The 21,185-nt window shown below is 61.9% G+C and carries 15 protein-coding genes and 1 pseudogene; 1 reads left to right on the top strand and 15 read right to left on the bottom strand.

What is annotated here, in order from left to right; all coding sequences use genetic code 11:
* Nucleotides 1-21: 21 nt before the first annotated feature.
* The 9 genes from ACEN84_RS26080 to ACEN84_RS26040 form a co-directional block, all read right to left on the bottom strand.
* A complete protein-coding gene (locus tag ACEN84_RS26080; protein WP_413712210.1) occupies nucleotides 22-1,617 on the bottom strand; it encodes an ABC transporter substrate-binding protein in 1,596 nt (531 codons plus the stop codon).
* Nucleotides 1,618-1,762: 145 nt separating this feature from the next.
* Nucleotides 1,763-2,899, bottom strand: a complete 1,137-nt coding sequence (locus ACEN84_RS26075) for a M14-type cytosolic carboxypeptidase (RefSeq protein WP_413712209.1) — start codon at nucleotides 2,897-2,899, stop codon at nucleotides 1,763-1,765.
* Between the two features lie 83 nt (nucleotides 2,900-2,982).
* Nucleotides 2,983-3,663 carry a TetR/AcrR family transcriptional regulator gene (locus ACEN84_RS26070; RefSeq protein ID WP_413712208.1) on the bottom strand — a complete coding sequence of 227 codons (681 nt, stop codon included), beginning with the start codon at nucleotides 3,661-3,663 and terminating at the stop codon, nucleotides 2,983-2,985.
* Between the two features lie 241 nt (nucleotides 3,664-3,904).
* Nucleotides 3,905-4,828, bottom strand: coding sequence for an ArsR/SmtB family transcription factor (locus ACEN84_RS26065; RefSeq protein WP_130280809.1), 924 nt, complete (start codon nucleotides 4,826-4,828; stop codon nucleotides 3,905-3,907).
* A gap of 169 nt (nucleotides 4,829-4,997) precedes the next feature.
* The gene (locus ACEN84_RS26060) at nucleotides 4,998-5,822 is read right to left on the bottom strand and encodes a carbohydrate ABC transporter permease (RefSeq protein ID WP_112718630.1); all 825 of its coding nucleotides are present in this window, start codon (nucleotides 5,820-5,822) and stop codon (nucleotides 4,998-5,000) included.
* 1 nt (nucleotide 5,823) lies between these two features.
* Nucleotides 5,824-6,657 (bottom strand): carbohydrate ABC transporter permease, encoded by an 834-nt coding sequence (locus ACEN84_RS26055; protein WP_413712542.1) that lies wholly within the window; start codon nucleotides 6,655-6,657, stop codon nucleotides 5,824-5,826.
* 101 nt (nucleotides 6,658-6,758) lie between these two features.
* Nucleotides 6,759-8,027 (bottom strand): ABC transporter substrate-binding protein, encoded by a 1,269-nt coding sequence (locus ACEN84_RS26050; protein ID WP_413712207.1) that lies wholly within the window; start codon nucleotides 8,025-8,027, stop codon nucleotides 6,759-6,761.
* Between the two features lie 137 nt (nucleotides 8,028-8,164).
* Nucleotides 8,165-9,247 carry an ABC transporter ATP-binding protein gene (locus ACEN84_RS26045; protein WP_413712206.1) on the bottom strand — a complete coding sequence of 361 codons (1,083 nt, stop codon included), beginning with the start codon at nucleotides 9,245-9,247 and terminating at the stop codon, nucleotides 8,165-8,167.
* A gap of 62 nt (nucleotides 9,248-9,309) precedes the next feature.
* Nucleotides 9,310-10,830, bottom strand: coding sequence for an alpha-N-arabinofuranosidase (locus ACEN84_RS26040; protein ID WP_413712205.1), 1,521 nt, complete (start codon nucleotides 10,828-10,830; stop codon nucleotides 9,310-9,312).
* A 309-nt stretch (nucleotides 10,831-11,139) separates the two neighbouring features.
* On the opposite strand from ACEN84_RS26040, the pseudogene ACEN84_RS26035 reads away from it, so the two are divergent.
* Nucleotides 11,140-13,960: pseudogene (locus ACEN84_RS26035) on the top strand (M16 family metallopeptidase).
* A gap of 18 nt (nucleotides 13,961-13,978) precedes the next feature.
* On the opposite strand, the gene ACEN84_RS26030 reads toward ACEN84_RS26035, so the two are convergent.
* The 6 genes from ACEN84_RS26030 to ACEN84_RS26005 all read right to left on the bottom strand — a co-directional run bounded on the left by ACEN84_RS26030 (nucleotide 13,979) and on the right by ACEN84_RS26005 (nucleotide 21,176).
* The gene (locus ACEN84_RS26030) at nucleotides 13,979-14,677 is read right to left on the bottom strand and encodes an ROK family protein (RefSeq protein ID WP_112715078.1); all 699 of its coding nucleotides are present in this window, start codon (nucleotides 14,675-14,677) and stop codon (nucleotides 13,979-13,981) included.
* Nucleotides 14,678-14,727: 50 nt separating this feature from the next.
* Nucleotides 14,728-17,124 carry a glucan 1,4-alpha-glucosidase gene (locus ACEN84_RS26025; RefSeq protein ID WP_413712204.1) on the bottom strand — a complete coding sequence of 799 codons (2,397 nt, stop codon included), beginning with the start codon at nucleotides 17,122-17,124 and terminating at the stop codon, nucleotides 14,728-14,730.
* 137 nt (nucleotides 17,125-17,261) lie between these two features.
* Entirely contained in the window at nucleotides 17,262-17,996 is a 735-nt protein-coding gene (locus tag ACEN84_RS26020; protein WP_413712203.1) for an aspartate/glutamate racemase family protein, read from the bottom strand.
* A 1-nt stretch (nucleotide 17,997) separates the two neighbouring features.
* Nucleotides 17,998-18,819 carry an ABC transporter permease gene (locus ACEN84_RS26015; protein WP_199625819.1) on the bottom strand — a complete coding sequence of 274 codons (822 nt, stop codon included), beginning with the start codon at nucleotides 18,817-18,819 and terminating at the stop codon, nucleotides 17,998-18,000.
* A gap of 1 nt (nucleotide 18,820) precedes the next feature.
* A complete protein-coding gene (locus ACEN84_RS26010) occupies nucleotides 18,821-19,735 on the bottom strand; it encodes an ABC transporter permease (protein WP_413712202.1) in 915 nt (304 codons plus the stop codon).
* 145 nt (nucleotides 19,736-19,880) lie between these two features.
* Nucleotides 19,881-21,176: an ABC transporter substrate-binding protein gene (locus ACEN84_RS26005; protein WP_413712201.1), complete on the bottom strand. Its 1,296-nt coding sequence runs from the start codon at nucleotides 21,174-21,176 to the stop codon at nucleotides 19,881-19,883.
* Nucleotides 21,177-21,185: the final 9 nt, after the last annotated feature.

Genomic DNA, 21,185 nt, shown 5'->3' with positions numbered 1-21,185 from the left:
CCGGTTGCCGGGCCGATGGCTTTAATCGGAGAGATCGACCGTATCGAACTGGAAGGCGCCGAGCGGACTCTGGACGAAACCGACCACATTCTTGCGCATCGGCACGACCGCGAGCGAATGGTCCAGCGTGTCCCAGGGCGCTTCGCGCTTGAAGAGGGCTTGCGCCTCCTCATAGAGCTTGGTGCGGGCGGCGGTGTCGGTGGTTTCCTTCGCCTTGATCACCAGCGCGTCGAAGTCCTTGTTGCACCACTGCGCCCAGTTGTTGCCGCCGACGGCATCGCAGCTCAGCATCGCACCCAAGAAATTGTCGGGGTCGCCATTGTCGCCGGTCCAGCCGAGGATGACCGCGCCGTCGCGATCCTTCGCCTTGACCCGCTTAAGATATTCGGCCCATTCGTAGGTGACGATCTCCGTCTTGACGCCGATGGCGGCAAGATCGGCCTGCATCAGCTCGGCTGCGCGCCGCGCGTTCAGCATGTAGGGCCGCGAGACCGGCATCGCCCAGATCTTCATCGACAGATCCTTGACACCGGCAGCCTCGAGCGCCGCCTTTGCCGCCTTGGGATCATAGGGATCGTCCTTGATGGCATTGTTATAGGACCACATGCCCGGCGGGATCGGGTTCTTGGCGACCGTCGCCGCCCCCTGGAACACCGCATCGACGATCGCCTGCTTGTTGATCGCCATGTTGAGCGCCCGGCGGACCTCCGGCTTGTCGAACGGCGCCTGCATCGTGTTGTAGGCGAGGAAGGAGACATTCAAGCCGGCGAGCTCGGAGACCTTGAGATCGGGATTGGCCTTCATCGCCGCGACATCGACCGAGTTCGGATAGGACATCAGATTACATTCGCCTGCGGTCAGCCGCTGGTAGCGCTGCGTGGCATCGGGCGTGATGGCAAAGACCAGATCGTCGATCTTCGGCTTGCCTGCCCAATATCCGGCATTGGCCTTGTAGCGGATGACGGCATCCTGCTGGTAGCTGACGAGGCCGAAGGGGCCGGTGCCGACGGGCAGCTGGTTCATCTGCGCCATCTTGCCATCGGCCTGCAGCTTGTCGGCATATTCCTTCGACAGGATCGAGGCGAAAGGCGTGGCGATATTGGCGATGAACGGCGCCTCCTTGCGCTTCAGGACAAAGCGCACCGTCATGTCGTCGACCTTGTCGATCGACTGGATCAGATCGCCCATCCCCAGCGCGTCGAAATATTCCCAGGTGGCGGCGCCGGTATATTGATGCCAGGGATTGTCGGACTTCCACTGGCGCACGAAGGAGAAGATCACGTCGTCGGCATTCATGTCGCGTGTCGGCGTGAAATAGTCAGTCGTCTGGAATTTCACGTTCGGGCGCAGCTTGAACGTATATTGCAGCCCGTCGTCCGACACCTGATAGCTCTCGGCGAGAGCCGGAATGACCTCGGTCGTTCCCTTCTTGAACTCGACGAGCCTGTCAAAGATCGTTTGCCCGACGGCGTCGTAGGTGGTGCCGCTGGTGCTCAGCGCCGGATCGAAGCCGGAGGGCGAGGCCTCCGAACAGTAGACGAAGGTTTTTGCGCTCGCACTCGTGGCCCAAGCCGGCGCGAGCACAATCGCTGCGGCCAAGGCTATTTTCTGAAACATCGAAGTCTCCCAGTCGTCAGTGAGTTGGGTTTTATTATCCACTGCCTGCTTCCGGCATGATCCAGGCCCGGCTTTGCCTGGTCACGCCGGCTTCCCGCTTTATGCTTGTTGCCGGACAGGCTCCGCCCCCGGAGCCTGCAGTCTCTCAGAGGTCGTCGACGACGGCCGCGAGCGCTTCCAGAGAAGCCGCCCCGAAAAGCCGCGAACGGCGCGGCGACCAGCCGTTCCGCTCGTCGGGATGGAAGATGTCGTCGAGGAAGGGCAGCTCGATGATGAAGGAGACGCAGCCGAATGTTTCCGCCGTCCAGGAGATCGCCATGGCGAGCGGATCGGTGCCGGGCGCATGGTCGTAGTTTGGCTTCGGCAGGTCGGGCGTGTAGTTCGGCGAGGCGACGAGCAAGGCATCCTCGAAACGCTTCAAGAGGGTCGCCTGCTTGTTCGACCATGACGGCACACCGACTGGCCGTACCGGCCAGGGATGATGATTGCTTTCATCGCCATGGATGTCGTAGCAGAAATGCACGCCGGTCTGGCGCATCCGCTCGCGCACGAACCAGGTCTCCGGGCTTTCCTCGACTGTCGTCGTGCTCCAGGAACGGTTGAGATCGACATAGCCGGCATTGTAGCGATGGAAGCCCTTGATGCTGCCGTCCGGGTTCATGTTCGGAACCACGTAGAAGACGGCGCGCTCGAGCAGCGACTGCGACAAGGGGTCGGCGGTATCGATCAGCCGGTCGAGAAGCGCCTCGGCGGCAAACTCGGTCATCGACTCGCCGGGATGCTGGCGCGCCAGCACCCAGCAGGATTTCTTGCCCGGGCCGGGCTTGCCGACGGTGACGAGATCGATGCTGCGCCCCTCGAGCGTCTTGCCGAGGCTCTCGACCTTTGCCAGCGGGCTCGCTGCGCAGCGTTCGATCAACGAGAAGCGTTCCGTCTCGGTATAGGGCGCATGATAGGCGTAGGAGACGCGATCCTGCTCCGGCCGGTGGCTCCATTTCAATGAGGAGCCGTCGAATGTCGCGGGAATACGGAACCAGTCCTTGCGGTCATAGGAGGCGACGATCCGGTAGTCCTTGAAGCCGCGCGACCAGCGGCTCTTGCCGGCATCCTCGAGCGTATAGTGACAGTCCCTGCCCTTTGCGCCGGTGGCGGCGAAATAGAAGCCCATGAACTCGTCGGATCCTTCGCGGTCGGGAAGGATCGCCAGCCGCATCGCCGCCCAATCGCTTTCGTCGATGACCTTGATGCGCCCGGAATCGAAATTACTGCTGATTTTACTCATCGCTCAACACTACTCCGCAGTTGCCGTGACTTGCCGGCCGACCTGTTCTGCGAAGCGGGCGACCGGATGCTGGTGTTAGCCCATCATGTCTTCGACCGGTTCCTCTCGCGCGGCGCCGGTCTGATCGAGGTGATCCCGGCCTCGCTTGTCAGGGCCTCGTAGCGGGCCGAGATGACGGAGGTCAGTGTCTGGAGGTGGCGTTCGAAATAGGCCTCCTCCTTGTGGAACAGCCGCTCCAGGCTGAGGCCGCGGATGGCGATGAGCGTGAACTCCAGGAGTTCGAAGATCTCCCTCTTGTTCTTGCCCATGTCGACATGCTCTTCGAGCCAGCGGTAGCGGACTTCGCGGATCGCTTCCATGCGGTCCGAAACGGTGCTTGGCCGCACCTCGGCCTCGGCGCGCGTGCCGATCAGGATCTCCCAGATTGCCCAATATTCCGGATCGCCGTAGACGCCCCAGAAATAGCGCACCAGCTTGCCGACATTCAGCCGCCCGTGGGTTGCGAGGTTCTTCTGCTTGGTGAAGTCGTCGAGCACCCGTTCGGCCAGGTGATCATAGACAGTGAACAGCAATTCGAACTTGGTCGGGAAATGGTGGTGCAGCGCACCGGTCGTCAGCCCCGCCTCCTTGGCGACGTTGGCGGTCGTCAATCCCGAGAAGCCGATCTTGTGCAGCAGCGTCGTTGCGGCGCGGATCAGCTGGACCCGCGTCTCCGCGCTGCGGTCTGCCTGTGTACGTCTGACTTGGCGGGGCTGATCGGTCATGAGGCGATATAAATACATATCAGTCGGAATGTAAATACATACTAGTCGGAATGTAAGTTGAACTTTCAAGACCGCCGGGACAACCGGAAACCACCGGGTCAGCCGACCGAAGCGGGCGCCCGCCCGCTGCCGCGCGTCCCTTCGATCGAGAGCCTTAATGAGGATGGGGCGGGAGAGGCCACGGCTCCGCCAGGCCGGGCCTAGCGGCAGCCTCCGAGCCGGCATGTGCGAACGCCCAGGCTCAGAAATAGATCGACATCAGCAGGTCCTGGTCGAAATCGCCGAAACCCTTGCCGAAGATATTCATGCCGCCGGGATTGTCGGCCTTCTCGTCGATGCCGATGCGGAAGCGGATCGAGTGGTGGTCGGCGATGCCGAGCGAGGCGATGGTCTGGGTCGAGACCATGGCGCCGTCGATCCAGGTGCCGGTTTCGTCGATCGTCCAGGTTTTCAGCTTGCCGTATTGCGAACCCGAAAGCTTCCACCAGGCAGGCGAATACATGCCGCGGCGGTCGCCGAAATCGCCCGGCGAGGTCCAGTGGCCGGCCTTGATTCCGTTTATCCAGATCGAGATGTCGGATGGCCAGTTGGCATTGGTCGCGGGCGTTTCCGAGCTGAGTTCGGCGGAGAATTCGACCTTGCGGATCTTCTTGCCGGACACCTTGGCATTGTTCGGGAACTTGTATTCGACATAGCCGCGGGTGAACCACAGCAATGCCGCCTGCATGCGCTGCGGGTCGAGGAAGACCTCCTGCACATCGAGCATGCCGATGACATTGTTGACGGAACAGAGGCCGCAGGGCGCACCCACCTCGAACTCGGTAAAGAGGCCGATCGGCATGCTGACGGTGACGACGTCTTCGCTCGCCTTGGTGCCGCTGCTGTCGAAGCGGATCAGGATCTCGTCATAGATGCTGGAGCAGACCTTCTGGTTGCCCTTCGTCGCCTTCATCGTCTGGGTCTGGATCAGGCCCGCCTGCTCGAGCGACTTCAAATTCGTCGCCGTCGTCGACTGCGGCAAGCCCATCTGTGCCGCGATGTCGTTGACATTCAGCGGCCCCTTCTGGCGCAGCAGGTTGAGGATTTCGATGCGCGTCGGAGAACCGAGTGCCTGGACGACATCGGCGTCCCTCATCGGATCGACGGTTAGAAGCTTCGTCTCCATATTATAATACTGGTTCTCCAGTCTTTCTTGTTGGTTTCAGCTGATATCATGGGCGCATGCACTGTGTCGCTGCTCAAATTTTACTAGGGGCCGGTCCGCGCCTCGGGAGAACTCTCGCGGACCGGCAGGGGCCTTCTCACCTCGGCCCGAAAGCAAAGTCTCATGCACGTCACCCCTTGATGCCGGACGACAGCATCAGCGCCTGCGTCACCCGCTTCTGAAACAGCAGATAGGCAACCGCCACCGGCATCGCAGCCAGAATGGCGACCGCCATGTCGCGCGCATATTTGACGCCGAAGGCATCGCGGGTCTGTGTGATGCCGACCGTGATCGTCATCATGTCGTCCGAGTTGGTGACGAGGAACGGCCAGAGGAAGGCATTCCAGGCCATGATGTAGGTGATGATCGCCAGCGCCGTGGTGATCCCCCAGTTCAGGGGCAGATAGAGCTTGAAGAGGATCTGGAACTCGCCGCAGCCATCGAGCTTGGCCGCTTCGCGCAGCTCCTTCGGCACGGAATCGAAGAACTGCTTGTAGACGATGACAACGACGGGGACGATCAGCTGCGGCAGGATGATGCCGCCCCAGGTGTTGATCAGGTTCAGCTTGTGCATCAGCACGAACTGCGAAATCACCAGCGCCTGCGACGGCACCATGAAGCTTGCCAGGATGATGCCGTAAAGCAGCTTGCGGCCGGGAAAGACGATCTGCGACAGCGCATAGGCGCACATGACGCTGATCAGGATGACGACGATGGTCACCGTGACCGAGGTCACGATCGAATTCAGGTACCAGGTCGAGAGCTTGGTCTCGAACAGCGCATAGTAATAGCCCGAGAAGTTCAGGACGTCGGGGATGAAGGTCGTCTTTGCCACGACCTCCTGCTCCGGCTTGATCGAGGTGATGACCGCCCAGTAGATCGGGAAGGCCCACATGCAGGCGATCAGGAGCGTCAGGACGAGAAGCAGCGCATTGCCGATTGTCTTGCCGGGCATCTCAGCGCTCCCTTACACGCAGCAACTGGTACTGCAGCACCGACACGACGACGATGATCATGAACAGGATCACCGCGACGGCCGAGCCCGTGCCGCCATGGTTCGAACGGAAGGCTTCGCGATAGACGAGTTGCAGGAGCACGTAGGTCGAATTGAACGGCCCGCCCTCGGTCAGCAGATAGACCTGGTCGAAGATCTTCAGCTGCAGGATCAGCTGCAGCGTCAGCACCAGCGCCGTGACCGGCCAGATCAGCGGCCAGGTGATGCGCTTGAAGCACTGCCAGCGCGTCGCGCCATCCAGCATCGCCGCCTCATAGTAATCGTTCGGAATGTTGCGGAGGCCAGCGATGAAAAGCAGCAGGTTGAAGCTGTTGGTCCACCAGACGGTGACCAGCGCCACCATCGGCATGGCCCAGATTGGATCGCGAAAGACGCTGACGCGCTTGCCGGTCGCTGCCTCGATAACGAATTGCGCGACGCCGAACTGCTGGTCGAGAACCCACTTCCAGATCTGCGTGACGACGGAAACGGGAAGGATATAGGGGATGAAGAAGAGCACCAGCACCAGGCTCTGCACCCAGCCCTTGAGACGCACGACCATCAGCGCCAGGCCGAGGCCGATCAGTGTGTTCGGGATGACCGTCAGCACGACGAAATAGCCGGTATTCCAGGCAGACGTATAGAAGAGCTTCTGGTGGAAGAGCTTCACGTAATTGTCGAAGCCCACCCACTGGCCCTCGCCGACCAGCGGCGCGTCCGTGAAGCTCAGCTCAAACATCTTGTAGACTGGATAGGCAAAGACGGTCGCATAGGCGATCAGGAACGGGGCGATCATGGCGATCGCCGTCAGCGTCTTGCGTCTCTTCTCGGTATTGACCACAGATCATCTCCCACAGCGGAAGTGCTGGCCGGGGAAGCCCCCCGGCCAGCCGCTCGTTACTTCTGGCTTTCCAGCTCTTCGCGCATCTGGTCGATCGCATCGGCCGGATCAAGCTGGCCGTTGAGCGCGGGAACCACGAAGTTCTGGGTTGCCTCGTAGATCGGGCCGGCAACGCCTGCGAGCTTGGAAACCGGGTCGAAGACGGCGGTATCGGCGAGTTTCGCATAGGTGGCGTTCGGCTGCATGCCCTTGAACTCCTGGCTGTCGGTCACCGGCTTGTAGGCAGGGATGTGACCGGCGCTGGCCCAGGAAATGCTGTGCTCGTTCATCCAGGCGATGATCTGCAGCACGGCCTTCAGCTTCTCGGGCGAGATCGGCTTGCTCTCGCTGTTCGGCACGGCGAAGGAGTGGGAGTCAGCCCAGGTGGCCTGCGTGCCCATCAGGTTCGGGATTTCGATCGCGCCCCATTCGAAGCCGAGTTCGCCCTTCTTGGCGAGGTCAGTCATGGTCGGCACTTCCCAGACCCCGTTGACGTGCATCGCAGCCTTGCCGGAGGTGAAGAGCGCGATCGAGGCTTCGTAGGAGATCAGCTTCGGCGAATAGCCTGTTGAAACCCAGTTCGCCATGGTCTGCAGCGCCTTGACGCCGGCATCGCCCGGAAGGATCTGGTCGCCGTCCATGAACTTGGCGCCCTGCTGGGCGATCAGGGTGTAGAAGACGCGCCACATCGAGCCGCCTTCGTCGGTATGCAGAGACAGCGGATATTCGACCTTGCCGGTTGCCTTGATCTTCTCGAGCGCGGCATTGAAATTGTCGAGGCCATCAAGGCCCTTCGGCAGGCCATCGTCACCCAGCAGGCCGGCTTCCTTCAGGATGTTCTTGTTGTAATAGAGAACGATCGAGTGGACGTCGAAGGGGATGCCGTAGACCTTGTTGTCGAAGGTCGCCTGCTTCCAGGCCGCATCGACATAATTCTCCTTCTTGATGCCGGCTGATGCCAGTTCCTCATCGCTGAAGGGGCGCAGGATGCCGGTCGGAACGGCCAGTGGATAGCGCGACATGTGATAGGTCATGATATCGGGCTGCTGGCCGACGGCAGCTGCCGTCTGCACCTTGGTATAGAAGGGCACGCCCCATTCCAGCGTCGTGGCGTTGATCTTGATGTCAGGATGGGTGTCGTTGAATTCCTTGATCAGCGCCTTCATGCGCACGCCGTCGCCGCCGCTCAGGAAGTCCCACCAGGTCACATCTGTCTGCGCGAATGCGGCCGCCGAGGGCAGCAATGCAATGGCCGCCGAAACGGCGAGTTTCACAAGCTTTCTCACGTTTGTTCCTCCTCTTAAACATGGGTTACGGGTCACCCCGGGTCGCGGGATGGCGCTTTCCGCGCGCCTCCTCCAAGGATTGCGGATCACATTTCTGCAGTCATGCTCCGGCCGCCGATCCCCTCGGCGGCCATCCATCAGCTGAGCCTTCTGCCTTCGGCATCGAAAGCCAGCATTTCAGACACTCTCAGCGAGAGGCTGATCTTCTCCTTCGGCTGAGGCCTGCTCTCGCGGCACTCGACCGTCATTTCCGCACCGGTTGCCGTCAGCACATGCAGATAGCCGGTGCCACCGAGCTCCTCGGTGAATTCAGCCGTCACCGGCAGCGTCACGCCCTCCCCGGCGCCAAGGCCGATATGTTCAGGGCGAACGCCGACATGAACGGGCGCGCCGGTGTCGACGGGCGCCCGCGTCGGCAGGTCGAAGGCCTGGCCGGCTGCATCGTCAAGTTCGATACGGGCCGAGCCCTGCCCTGCCGCGACAACCTTGCCCTTCAGGAAATTCATGCCCGGCGAGCCGATGAAGCCGGCGACAAACATATTCGCGGGATCGCGGTAGAGATCGAGCGGAGCGCCGACCTGCTGAACGACGCCGTCTTTCAGCACAACGATTTTGTCGGCCAGCGTCATCGCCTCAACCTGGTCATGGGTGACGTAGACCATGGTGGCGCCGATCTGTCGGTGCAGGCGGGCAATCTCCATGCGCATTTTCACGCGCAGTTCCGCGTCCAGATTGGAGAGCGGCTCGTCGAACAGGAAGACGCGCGGCTCACGCACGATGGCACGGCCGATGGCGACGCGCTGGCGCTGGCCGCCGGAGAGCTGGCTCGGCTTGTGCTGCAGATAGTCGGTCAACCGCAGGATATCGGCCGCCGCCTTCACCTTCTGCTGGATCTCCGCTTTCGGCCGCTTTGCGATCGACAGGCTGAAGGCCATGTTCTCGAAGACCGAGAGATGCGGGTAGAGCGCGTAGGACTGGAAGACCATCGCCACGCCGCGCTTCGACGCCTCGCGATGCGTCACGTCCTCGTTCTCAATGCTGATTTGGCCGCCGCTCGTTTCCTCGAGCCCGGCGATCATTCTCAGCAGTGTCGACTTTCCGCAGCCGGACGGGCCGACGAAGACGGCGAACTCGCCCTGCTCGATCTCGATATCGACGCCGTGGATGACCTTGAAGGCTCCGAACGACTTGCTGACCTCGGTCAGTTTGATCCCAGACATATGTCCTCCCGGTTGGAACTCCCATCGGGGCAGCCTCCTCCGCTGCCCCGGTGGCAATCAGTTCACGCCGAAGCGACAGAGAGCAGGATGAAATGGTAGGACTTCGCCGGCAGCGAGCCGGTGAGCTTGCCCTCATCGGTGATCTGCAGCCCGGAACCCGCCTTGGGAACGATGCGGTTCTGGTCCTCGACCGAGTTGCGCGCCTTCAGATCATCGCCGACCATCGTGTGATGCTGGAGGATCTTCGCGCCCTTGAAGCCCTGAAGATCGACATCGAGGTCCATCGCCTCGTCGAGGCTGCGGTTGATCGCAAAGACGGCGATCGTCTTGCCGTCTTCCTGCTGAACCGCCGAGAGATCGAGATAGGGAACGTCCTGCGCCACGTCGCAATCGTAAGTCGGGCCTGACGCAGAGACCGAGAGCGCGGTGCCACGGCCATATTTCGAGGCAAATTGCAGCGGGTAGTAGATCGACTGGCGCCATGCCGGGCCGCCGGCCTTGGTCAGGATCGGCGCGATGACGTTGACGAGCTGCGCCATGCAGGCGATCTTGACACGGTCGGAGCGGCGGATGAAGACGTTGATCAGCGATGCCACGAAGATCGCGTCCTCGAGATTGTAGAGTTCTTCGAGCAGTGGCGGGGCTTCCGGCCAATCCCAGTTCTTGTAGCGCTGGTCGTCTTCCTTGCGGTCGTGATACCAGACGTTCCATTCGTCGAAGCAGATCTTCACGTCGCGCTTCGAGCGCTTCTTGGCCTTGATGTAATCGATAACGCCGCCGATGGTGACGATGTAGCGGTCGAGCTCGATCGCCTTGGCGTAGTAGTTCAGCGTATCGTTTTCCTCGTTGCCGAAATACTTGTGCAGCGAGATGTAGTCGACGCTGTCATAGCTCGCATCGAGAACGGTCGCTTCCCATTCGGGATAGGACTTCATCTTGTCGTTGGACGAGCCGCAGACCACGGTTTCGAGCGTCTTGTCGAAATACTTGAAGGCCTTGGACACTTCGTTGGCGAGATGGCCATATTCGGCCGCCGTCTTGTGGCCAACCTGCCAGGGACCGTCGATCTCGTTGCCGAGGCACCAGATGCGGACATTGTGCGGATCCTTGTAGCCGTGCTTGGCGCGAAGGTCGCTCCAGTAGGTGCCGCCGGGATGATTGCAATATTCAAGGAAGTTGCGGGCGTCGTTGAGGCCGCGCGAACCGAGGTTCATCGCCAGCATCATCTCGGTCTTGGCAAGCTTCGACCAGTCGGCGAATTCGTTGACGCCCATCTGGTTAGTTTCGCGGGTGCGCCAGGCCAGATCGAGGCGGGTCGGGCGCTGGTCGCGCGGCCCGATACCGTCTTCCCAGTGATAGGCCGAAACGAAATTGCCGCCCGGATAACGCACGATCGGCATATCGAGATCGCGCACCATATCAAGAACATCGGTACGGAAACCGTCCTTATCAGCCTTTTCGTGACCCGGCTCATAAATACCGGTGTAGACGGCACGGCCCATATGCTCGAGAAATGAGCCATAGACGCGCTTGTCGACGTTCGAAATCGTGAATTCCCGGTTCAGGGTGGCTTTAGCCCGCATGCTTGGTGTTCCTCATTTATTGAATTTGATTTTTTGCCACGCTATTCTGGGAGATTTTTTAAATCAAGCTTTTTGTTTTATATCAAAAAATCAGTTTTAGTTAGCGTCCCAAAGCGATCTGCGGCTCCATTTCGGCCGGTCAACTGCCGCACGAAATCGGTTGCATAGCAACGTCTTCGGTATCGCTTAAATTGAGACTTTCGTTACCAAGCTTTATCCATTTCGAATGGCGCATATTGCTGCGCGCCAAGGGCTATGCGAGGTTTCCCGCCTGACACCGTTCCCAATCAATGGCAGGACCAGATCCAGATGCGTCACCTCAACTGTTTGCGCCTCATCGCAGCAGTCGCCCTCGGCACCATCGCGGTATCGAGCACTCCAGTCCTTGCCGAACAGCCGTCCCACCCGTGGCCGCAGACGCAGAGCGACATTCCCGCAGACCCGGATGTGCGCTTCGGAGTTCTGCCGAACGGCATGCGCTATGCGATCATGCACAACGCCACCCCGCCCGGGCAGGCGGCGATTCGCTTCCGCATCGGCTCGGGTTCGCTCGACGAGAACGACGACCAGCAGGGACTGGCGCATTTTCTCGAGCATATGGCTTTCAAGGGCTCGGCCCATGTTCCCGAAGGCGAGATGATTCGCATCCTGCAGCGCAAGGGACTGGCCTTCGGCCCCGATACCAACGCCAATACCGCCTATGACGAAACGGTCTACTCGCTCGATCTGCCGGAGGTCGACAGCGACACGCTCTCGACCGGCCTGATGCTGATGCGGGAAACCGCCAGCGAACTGACGCTCGATGCCGGCGCCTTCGATCGCGAGCGCGGCGTGATCCTGTCGGAAGAAAGGTTACGCGACACGCCGCAATATCGGGCAGCAATCGGCATCACCAACATCCTGCTTGAAGGACAGCGCGCCGCTTCGCGCTCGCCGATCGGCAAGGTCGATATCATCAAGACGGCTCCGGTCGATCGCGTCCGCGACTACTACAATGCCAATTACCGTCCGGACCGGGCGGCCTTGATGGTCGTCGGCGACGTCGATCCGGCCGCGCTGGAGGCCGATATCCGCAAGCGGTTCGGCGACTGGCAGGCTCATGGTGCGCCAGCACCTGCACCTGATCTCGGCGCCCTGAAGCCGAAGACGGAAAGCGTCGATCTCCTGACCATCCCGAGTGGCATGACGAGCGCCCAGATCGTCTGGACGCGTCCTTTCGATGCCGCCCCGGACACCTACGCCAAACGGCGCCAGCAGATGGTGGAAGATCTTGGTCTTTCAGTGCTGCGGCGGCGCTTCTCGACGATCGCCAGCAAGCCCAACGCGCCCTTTACCGGCGCCAATGCCGGCTCGCAGGACATTCTGGAATCTGCCCACGCGGTGATGATCACCGCGAACAGCGATCCGGAAAAGTGGCAGGTTGCCCTAAGCAGCATCGAACAGGAGCAGCGCCGTCTCCTGCAATTCGGCGTATCGCAGCAGGAGCTCGACCGCGAGGTCACCGAATATCGCGCCTACCTGCAATCAGCGGCCTCGGGTGCGGCGACGCGCACGAGCACCGATCTCGCCTCTTCGCTCGCCTACACTGTCGATAGCGACCAGGTCTTTACTTCTCCGGCCGACGATCTCGCGCTCTTCGAAAAGATGACGAAGGATATCAGCGCCAAGGAAGTCAACGACGCCCTGCCCACCACCTTTTCCGGCAACGGCCCACAGGTCGTGCTGATGACGGCGGAGCCGCCGAAGGGCGGTACCGATGAGATCAAGAAAGCCTACGAGGCCTCCCGTGCGGTGACGGTCGCCGCCCCCGAAACCGCTGCAAACCTCGTCTGGCCCTATACCGATTTCGGCACGCCCGGCACGGTCGCCGAGCGCCGTGAGGTCAGCGATCTCGGCCTGACGATGGTGCGCTTTGCCAATGGCGTGCGCCTGACCGTCAAGCCCACCAAGCTGAGAGCCGACGAGGTTCTGGTGCGCGAGGATATCGGCTATGGCCGCAACAGCCTGCCGAAGGATCAGACATCCGTGCTCTGGGCGTCGCCCGCCGTCGTTCTCTCGGGCGTGAAAGCCATGGATTACCCCGATATTCAACGGGTGCTGGCAGCCAACATGTTCAACATCGACTTCTCGGTGGAGGACGGTGCGTTCCGGTTCAACGGTCAGACGCGGACCAGGGATCTCCTGATCCAGTTGCAGCTGATGACCGCCTATACGTCGGACCCGGCATACCGCCCGGAGGTCTTCGACCGCGTCAAGCAGGCCTATCTGAACGGGCTCAACCAATATGCCGCAACGCCCGGCGGCGTCATCAGCCGCGACTTTGCCGGATTGGTGCATGGCGGCGATCCACGCTGGACCTTCCCGGAACGAGCCGAGCTGGCCTCCTCGCAGCCGAGCGAATTCGAAAAACTCTTCAACGACAGGGCCGATCAGCCTGACCGTGGTCGGCGACATCACGGCCGACGAAGCGATCGCGCTGACGGCGCGGACATTCGGCGCCCTGCCCGCCCGCCCCGACAGCGCTCCGCATGGCGAGACGGCGAGCTTCCCGGCGGCCCAGGCGGCGCCTGCGATCGGCACACATACGGGACGGCCGGATAATGCCGCGGCGATCGTCGCCGCACCTGTCGGCGACATGCTCTCCGATCTGCCGCGGTCCTTCACGGCAAATCTGACCTCGCAGGTCATCCAGAACCGGCTGATCGACCAGTTCCGCATCGCCGAGGGCGCGAGCTACAGCGTCCAGGCGGATGTCGACCTCTCCAAGGACATTCCGGGCTACGGCTATGCCTATATCTATGTCGACACCACGCCGGCGAAGCTGCCCCGCTTCTTCGAGCTCGTCGACCAGGTCTCGGCCGACCTGAAGGCAAAGGACATTTCGGATGACGAGCTCGCCCGGGCCCGGGCGCCGATCATCGAAACCCTGAAACACCGCCAGCAGAGCAACGAATACTGGATCGAATATCTGCAGAACGCGCAGACGGATCCGCGTGGTCTCGATCGCGTGCGCGCCAATCTTACCGGCTACGACACGATCACTGCCAAGGACGTCCGCGCCTTCGCCAACGACTATCTCAAGCCGGAGAAATTCTGGAAGTTCGAGGTGCTGCCAGCGGCCGGCCAATAGCCGGCCGGACCGGCGGGGTCACAGCTTCAGCTCGGGATCCTGCCAGATCCGGAAGCCGCCCTTGAAGGCGTTTTCGTTGTCGCCGCGGCGGCAGTCTTCCGGCAGGTCCTTGATCTTGTCGACATTGCCGCCGCCGATGACGATGTAGTCGGGCTGCAGCGCCGCCTTCAGCCGCGCGGCTACATCGGCAACAGATTTGCGCCACTTCGTCTTGCCATGTGCCTCCAGCCCGCGCAGGCCGACATAGTCCTCGAAGGTCTGCTTCTTCTTGTAAGGCAGATGCGCTAGCTCCATCGGCAGGCAGACCTTGTCGACGACCATCGCCGCGCCGAGGCCGGTGCCGAGACCGAGAAACAGCATGCGCCCGCCCTCATAGCTGCCGATCGCCTGCATCAGCGCGTCGTTGACGAGCTTCAGCGGCTTGCCGAAGGCCTTTTCGAAATCATAGTCCTTCCAGCCGGGTGCCAGATTGTGCGGATCGAGCGACGGCCGGTTGTTTTCGATCGGGCCGGGATAGCCCATGCCGATCACGTCGAATTCCAGCCCCTTCGCCATTTCCTTGACCGCCTTGACCATCTTGTCCGGCGACATGTCCGGACCCGAGACCATCGCCCGCTTTTCGCCGCCGGTGCTGAGGAGCACTTTGACATGCGAACCACCGAGATCGATGGCGAGGACCGTCTTCTGCGTGGTGGAGCTATCGGCGGGGGCGTCCATGGGGAAATCCTGCTTTGAAATGTCGCGTTGATAGGCCGGGGAGGGAAGAACTAGGTCGTGACCGCGATCTGGAAATCCCGGCCCTCCCAGTCGTTTCGGCCGGTCCAGAAGATCGTGAAGGAAATGACCGAGCCGACAGCGATACCATCCGTCGGGAGGTCGGCGATCCAGGTGCCCATCGACGTGTCCCGCGCCGTCACATCATGTACCGTGTTCCAGCCATCCGCCGACCAGTGGACATAGGCGGGCTCGAACAGCTCGAAGCGCAGCAGGCGCCCGGCCGAAATGGTGTCGTAGGTCGAGTTGGTGCGCCAGATCCACGGCGCTGGAGCGGGCTGGCCCTTGACGTAGCGCGCCAATGTCTGAGGCGGCATGTCGAAGACGGCGCCGTCCTTCAGCGAGCGCAACAGCTTGATATGCTCGGCATGCGCCCAGACGAGCGGCATGGCACTGCCCGAGCGGCGGCCGAGGAAAAGCTCCTTGTCGGCGATATCGGCCTCGTCCCAGATCTGCTCCGGCAGCAGGCCGCCGGGGCTTGCAGATGCCTCCAGCGTCGCCAGCAGCCTGGTGGCCTCTTCGGTCCGTCCGGCCGCGATCTCGAAATGCGCCCGCTCGCCGGTCAGAAGCGGCCAGAGGCGGCCTATACCGGCCCCATCGAAGGGCGAGCCGTCCTCCTTCTCGCCGTAGCCATCCTCGTTGTAGCGATACCAGTACGGGCCGGCCGGAAGGTCGCGTTTCAGCAGCGCGTCGATCGCCTTCACCGTATTGACGATCCGCGGATCATCAGCCGCCCGCAAGCCGAAACGGACGAGCGCCAGTGCATCCGGGCTGACGAGCAGACCGGATTCCAGCGTCATGTCCGCATTGGTGCGGTTCTTGATCGGCACCAGCGCCGGGGAGCGCTTGTGCCCTTCGCCGGTGAAGCTGCCGATCCGCATGTAGTAGCCGTGGATGCCGAGGCTTTTCGACAGCTCCGTCCCGGTCGCGTAGGTCCAGCTTTCGATCTGCTCGTTCCAGCTATCGGCGACTTCACGCAGGTAGCGCCCCACATCCGCCTTGCCGGAAGCATCCATGGCATCGGCGGCCGCAAGCAGCCCGGCGATCTCGACGGCAAGCGTAAAGGGCGAATAGCCGCCGTCCTCTTCCCACCGGTCCTGCTGGGTGCAGGGACCGTTCCGGACGATATAGCGGGCGGCAGCCCGGATCATCGCCGTGTAGCGGCCGGCATCGGCAGCGCCGATCACCTTTGCCCGCAGCAGCATGTCGTAAAGCAGGATCGGAAAGGCGGTTTCGTCCATCTGGATGCCTTTCCAGTAGGGGCGCCCGTCCAGCCAGGAATTCTGCACCCAGTGGCCGTCGGCCTCCTGCGTCGCCACAAGATAATCGAGGACGGCAAGCGCATCCTTTTTGGCACCGGCCGCCAGCAGCCCGCCCGCGGTCTCCACGAGATCTCGCGTCCAGACCAGATGGTAGCCACCGAGATCATCGTCACCCTTCGCCGAACCCCAGGGGATCGAAAGGCTGGCTATGATCGCGCCAGAGGCATCGTCGCGATGGGTGGCGAGAACGCTGGTGCTAACACGGTAACGGTTGAGCTCGCGCGGATCATGCGGCTCGTCGAGCGGCAGAAGCTTGCCCTGCCATTCGCGCCAGCCTGACTTGAATGTCTTCAGCGCCGGTTCGATGCCCTGCTGCAGGCTGAGCAGCACACGGAAGGCAGCCTCCTCGGGCTGCGTTCCGAAGCCGAGCGCAAGCAGGGCACGCCCGCCCGTCTGCGACAGGTCGATCGTACCGCCAAGTGCGACATTGCCGTCCTCGGCGCGCTGATAGTCCTCGCGCAGACCTTGGCCTCGCGACAAAGTCTGCCACGCATCGGAAAAGCCGACGAAGCCAACCGAGCGCGCAAGCCACGGCACCGACGAGGCGACCGCCAGCGAGCGGCCTGTACCGTAAGCAAAGAGCATCGGATGCCCCTTGAAATCGTCGTACCAGCCTGTGTTGTTGGCGCCGCCATTGACGAGATGCGGCGAGACGATCGCGTGCAGCTGATAATCCTGGAGATCACCGACCAGCGCTTCGAAATGGATGTCCTGCAGCACGACTTCACGATCGGGATCGGCGAGGATCACCTTGGTGATCCGGTAACGGCCGTCTCTGGATGTGTTGGTCAGGCGAAAGGCGGGAACGCCGTCTTCAAGCGTTTCGACGAGATGATCGGCATCGCGCTTCTCTTCGGAGAAATAGTCCTTGGCTGTCACCACGAAGCCGAAATCGCGGATGCTCGCCTGGTCAAGACGCGGCGCGTAGACCTCGTTGAGGATGCCGTGGCTGGCGGTGAACCAGAGATTGCCCGCCTCCCCGGCAGCGCGCCCGACGGCGGTCTTGTCGCTTGAGGTCCAGCGCGGCTCGATGCCCGGCGCGCCCGGAGGGGTGGATGGCTGCGACACTGACCTGATCCTCCGTCTTGGGCTTCGGCGCAGTGAAGATAGTGCGCGCGAGGCATCAGGAAAGCACCTGACGCGGAAGCTGTCGAGGAGAGAGTGATCGGGGATGCGGCTAGGGCGTCAAGGTGACGCGGCCGGCATCATCCGGCCGGTGCAAAATGGCTCATCGCGCCGGTGAAGGGCTTCGCCAGCGGCGAGGCGTAGGAGCCGCGCTTGCTCGTCGAAAGACCGAGCGAGACCAGCGCTTCCGCCTGCTTGACGGCGGCCGCAACGCCATCGACGACGGGCACACCGTAATGCGCCTGGAGTTCCCGGGCGAGATCGGTCATGCCGGCGCAGCCGAGCACGATCGCCTCGGCGCCATCTTCGGCAAGCGCCCGCTCGATCTCGGCGCGCAGCGTGCCGATCGCGCCCGAGGCTTCGTTCTCCAGCTCAAGAACCGGGATATCCGAGGCGCGAACCTTGGCCCGGTCGCCCATGCCGTAGCGCCGGACCAGGTTGTCGATCAGCACGCGCGAGCGCTCCAGCGTCGTCACCACCGTGAAGCGCTGCGCCAGAAATCCGGCGGTCGCCACGGCGGATTCGCAGAGGCCGAGCACGGGCACGTCGCAGAAGCTGCGGGCGGCCTCCAGCCCGGTATCGTCGAAACAGGCGATGATGGCCGCATCGTAGCCGTCCGTCTGCCGCTCCTTCAACTCTGCCAGCAGACCGGGGATAGCTAGCGCGCCGTCATAGTGCCCCTCGATCGATACCGGCCCCATCCGCGAGGTCGCGGCGATGATTTCGGTGCCGGATGCGGCGACCACGCGGGCGGCAACCGCAGCCTTTTCGGTCATCGAGGCCGTAGTATTCGGATTGACCAGCAATATGCGCATCTTATTTGATCTTTGCCTGACGGCGGCCGAGCATTGTCATGATGCCGAGCGTGCCGAGGATGATGGTGAAGGAGAAGACCGTCGTGACCGTGCCAAGTGCATAGAGCACCGGCGTCGTGACGTTTGTGGTCATGCCGTAAATTTCGAGCGGCAGCGTGTTGTAGCTGCCTGAAGTCATCAGTGTGCGGGCGAATTCGTCGTAGGAAAGCGTGAAGCCGAACAGGCCGACGCCGATCAGGCTTGGCAGGATCATCGGCAGAACCACATGGCGGAAGGTCTGCCAGGAGCTGGCGCCAAGATCGCGCGCCGCCTCTTCGTAAGCCGGCGAAAAGCGGTTAAAGACGGCAAACATGATCAACACGCCGAAGGGCAGCGTCCAGGTGAGATGGGCGCCGAAAGCCGAAGAATACCAGGCGGGCTTCAGGCCGCTCTGCTGGAAGACGACGCCGATGCCGAGCGAGATGATGATCGAGGGCACGACGAGGCTCGCAACCGTTGCATAGAAGAGCGCGGTGGATCCCCGGAACTTCCGGCGGAAGGCGAGACCGGCGAGCAGCGAGACCACGACCGTCACCACCATGACCATCAGGCCGAGCGTGAACGAGCGGGTGAAGGAGGCGCCGAAATCGCCGACCGCCTGCTTCTCGAAGAGATTGAAGAACCAGTGTACCGAGACGCCATTCAGCGGGAAGGTCAGGCCGCCATCCGGCCCCTGGAAGGACAGGATCAGGATCGCCGAGAGCGGGCCATAGAGAAACAGCACGAAGACGATGAAGAACAGGGCGAGCACATAGAATTCGAGGCTGCGCGTTTCGCGGTTCATCTCAGAGCTCCTTGCGGATATCGACGACGCGCAGGATGGCGGCGACCATCAGGAGCACGACGGCGAGAAGGACGACGGCATTGGCGGCCGCCGCCGGATATTGCAGCAGCGACATCTGGTTCTTCATCATTAGCGCCACCGAGGCGCTCTGCCCGCCGGACATGACCTGGACGGTAGAAAAGTCGGCCATGACGAGGGTAACGACGAAGATCGAACCGATCGCCATGCCGGGCTTTGCGAGCGGCAGCACGACATTCCACAGCACCTGCCAACCGCTGGCGCCGGCATCGCGCGCCGCCTCGAACAGCGAGCGGTCGATGCGCATCAGCGTGTTGAAGATCGGCGTCACCATGAATAGCGTGTAGAGGTGGACCATGGCGAGCACGACGGCAAAATCGGAATAGAGCAGCCACTCGACCGGCTGCGGCACGATGCCTGCGGAGACCAGCGCCTGATTGACGAGGCCGTTGCGGCCGAGAACCGGGATCCAGGAAATCATGCGGATGATGTTCGAGGTCATGAAGGGGACGGTGCAGACGAGGAACAGGATCATCTGCGTCGAGGTCTTGCGGATATGGAAGGCCAGGAAGTAGGCGACCCAGAAGCCGATGAAGAGCGTCAGCGCCCAGACGATTACGGTGAATTTCAGCGTGTTGAGATAGGTCTTCCAGGTGACCCAGGAACCGAGCGTATCGGTGTAGTTCATGGTCAGGAAGGCCGGATAGAGACCGGCAAAATCGTAGTCCCAGAAGCTGACGACGGCGATCATGGCAATCGGCAGCAGGAAGAAGGCTCCGAGAATGACGAAGAGCGGCAGCGCCTGCAGATAGGAGATCGCCACCGACGGTAGACGGGCGCTGCGGCGTCGGACGCGGTCGAGTTTTTCAGCCGGCTGTGCGGAAGCGATCGTTGCCATCTGCCATCCTCTCGGACTTTTGAAACGGAGAGCGAGAGGGATCCAAAGACCCCTCCCCAGCCCTCCCCACAAGGGGGAGGGAGAAGTTCTGTCGCGGCCTCTGCTAACTCCCTCCGCTTTCTGGGGAGGGGAAACCGCAACCGCCTTAAGCGGCGATGAACTCGTTCCAGCGGCGGACCATGTAGCGGTCCTCGTCCATGACGGAGTTCCAGCAGGCGACATGGCCCATGCGCTCTTCGAAGGAGCCGCCGTCGCGGACTGCACCGGCCTTTTCCATGACCTTGCCTTCCGGAGACAGAATATCGCCCTGCGCCGCCTTGCCTTCGATCCAGTAGCCCCACTCGTCGGCCGTCATGAAGTTCTTGGCCGTGTCCATGCAGGCCGAGTAGTAGCCCTGGCGGTTGAGGTAGCCGCCGACCCAGCCGGACGTGTACCAGTTGATGTATTCATAGGCCGCATCGAGCTCGGCGCCCTTGAGGTGCGAGGCGAGGCCGAGGCCGCCGCCCCACGAGCGGTAGCCTTCCTTGAGCGGCTGATATTTGCAGGCGATGCCCTTGGAGCGGACGGCGGCGACGGCCGGCGACCACATGGACTGGATGATGACTTCGCCGGAGGCCATAAGGTTGACGGACTCGTCGAAGCTCTTCCAGAAGGCGCGGAACTGGCCGTCGCCCTTGGCCTTGATCAGGAATTCGATCGTCTTGTCGATCTCTTCCTTGGTCATGTTGCCCTTGTCGGCATATTTGATGTTGCCGAGCGATTCCATGATCATCGCGGCATCCATGATGCCGATCGACGGGATGTTGAGGATCGAGGTCTTGCCCTTGAACTTCGGATCCATGATATCGGCCCAGCTGGTGATATCGCGGCCGACGAGATCGGGACGGATGCCGAGCGTATCGGCATTGTAGATGGTCGGCATCATGGTGAAGAGTTCGGTCTCGCTCTTGGCGAAGGTCTTGGCATCGGCGCTCTCGACATAGCCGACGGTGTGCGGCGCGGTGCCCTGGGCGATGACGCTGTCCGGCTTCAGCTTGCCGTTCTTAAAGAGCGGAACGACCTTGTCGTAATATTTCAGCTTCTTGACGTCCATCGGCTGGATGACGCCGGTCGGATAGACCTTCTTCAGGATCCAGTATTCGATGTCGGCAATATCGTAGCTGTCAGGCTGGGTAACGGCGCGCTGGGCAGCCGCGTCGGAATCGGTCGCCGTCATTTCGAGCGTAATGCCGAGATCCTTCTTGCACTGTTCGGCGATCGCATTGATGTTCGAAACGCCGGTGCCGAACTGGCGCAGCGTGATGTTGGACTGCGCCCAGATCGTCGGGAAGCCAGTGATCAGGCCGGAGCCGGCAGCAGCGCCGATTGCGGCAGCGCCGGTCTTGAGAAGCGAGCGGCGGGAGATACCCGTCTGCGGCTTTGTCGTCTTTTCAGTCGTCATGTCAGTTCC

Source organism: Rhizobium sp. Rhizsp82 (assembly GCF_047325115.1).
Taxonomy (GTDB): Bacteria; Pseudomonadota; Alphaproteobacteria; order Rhizobiales; family Rhizobiaceae; genus Rhizobium.
The sequence above is the reverse complement of the archived record's forward strand: the minus strand, read 5'-3'. Positions and strand labels throughout refer to the sequence as shown.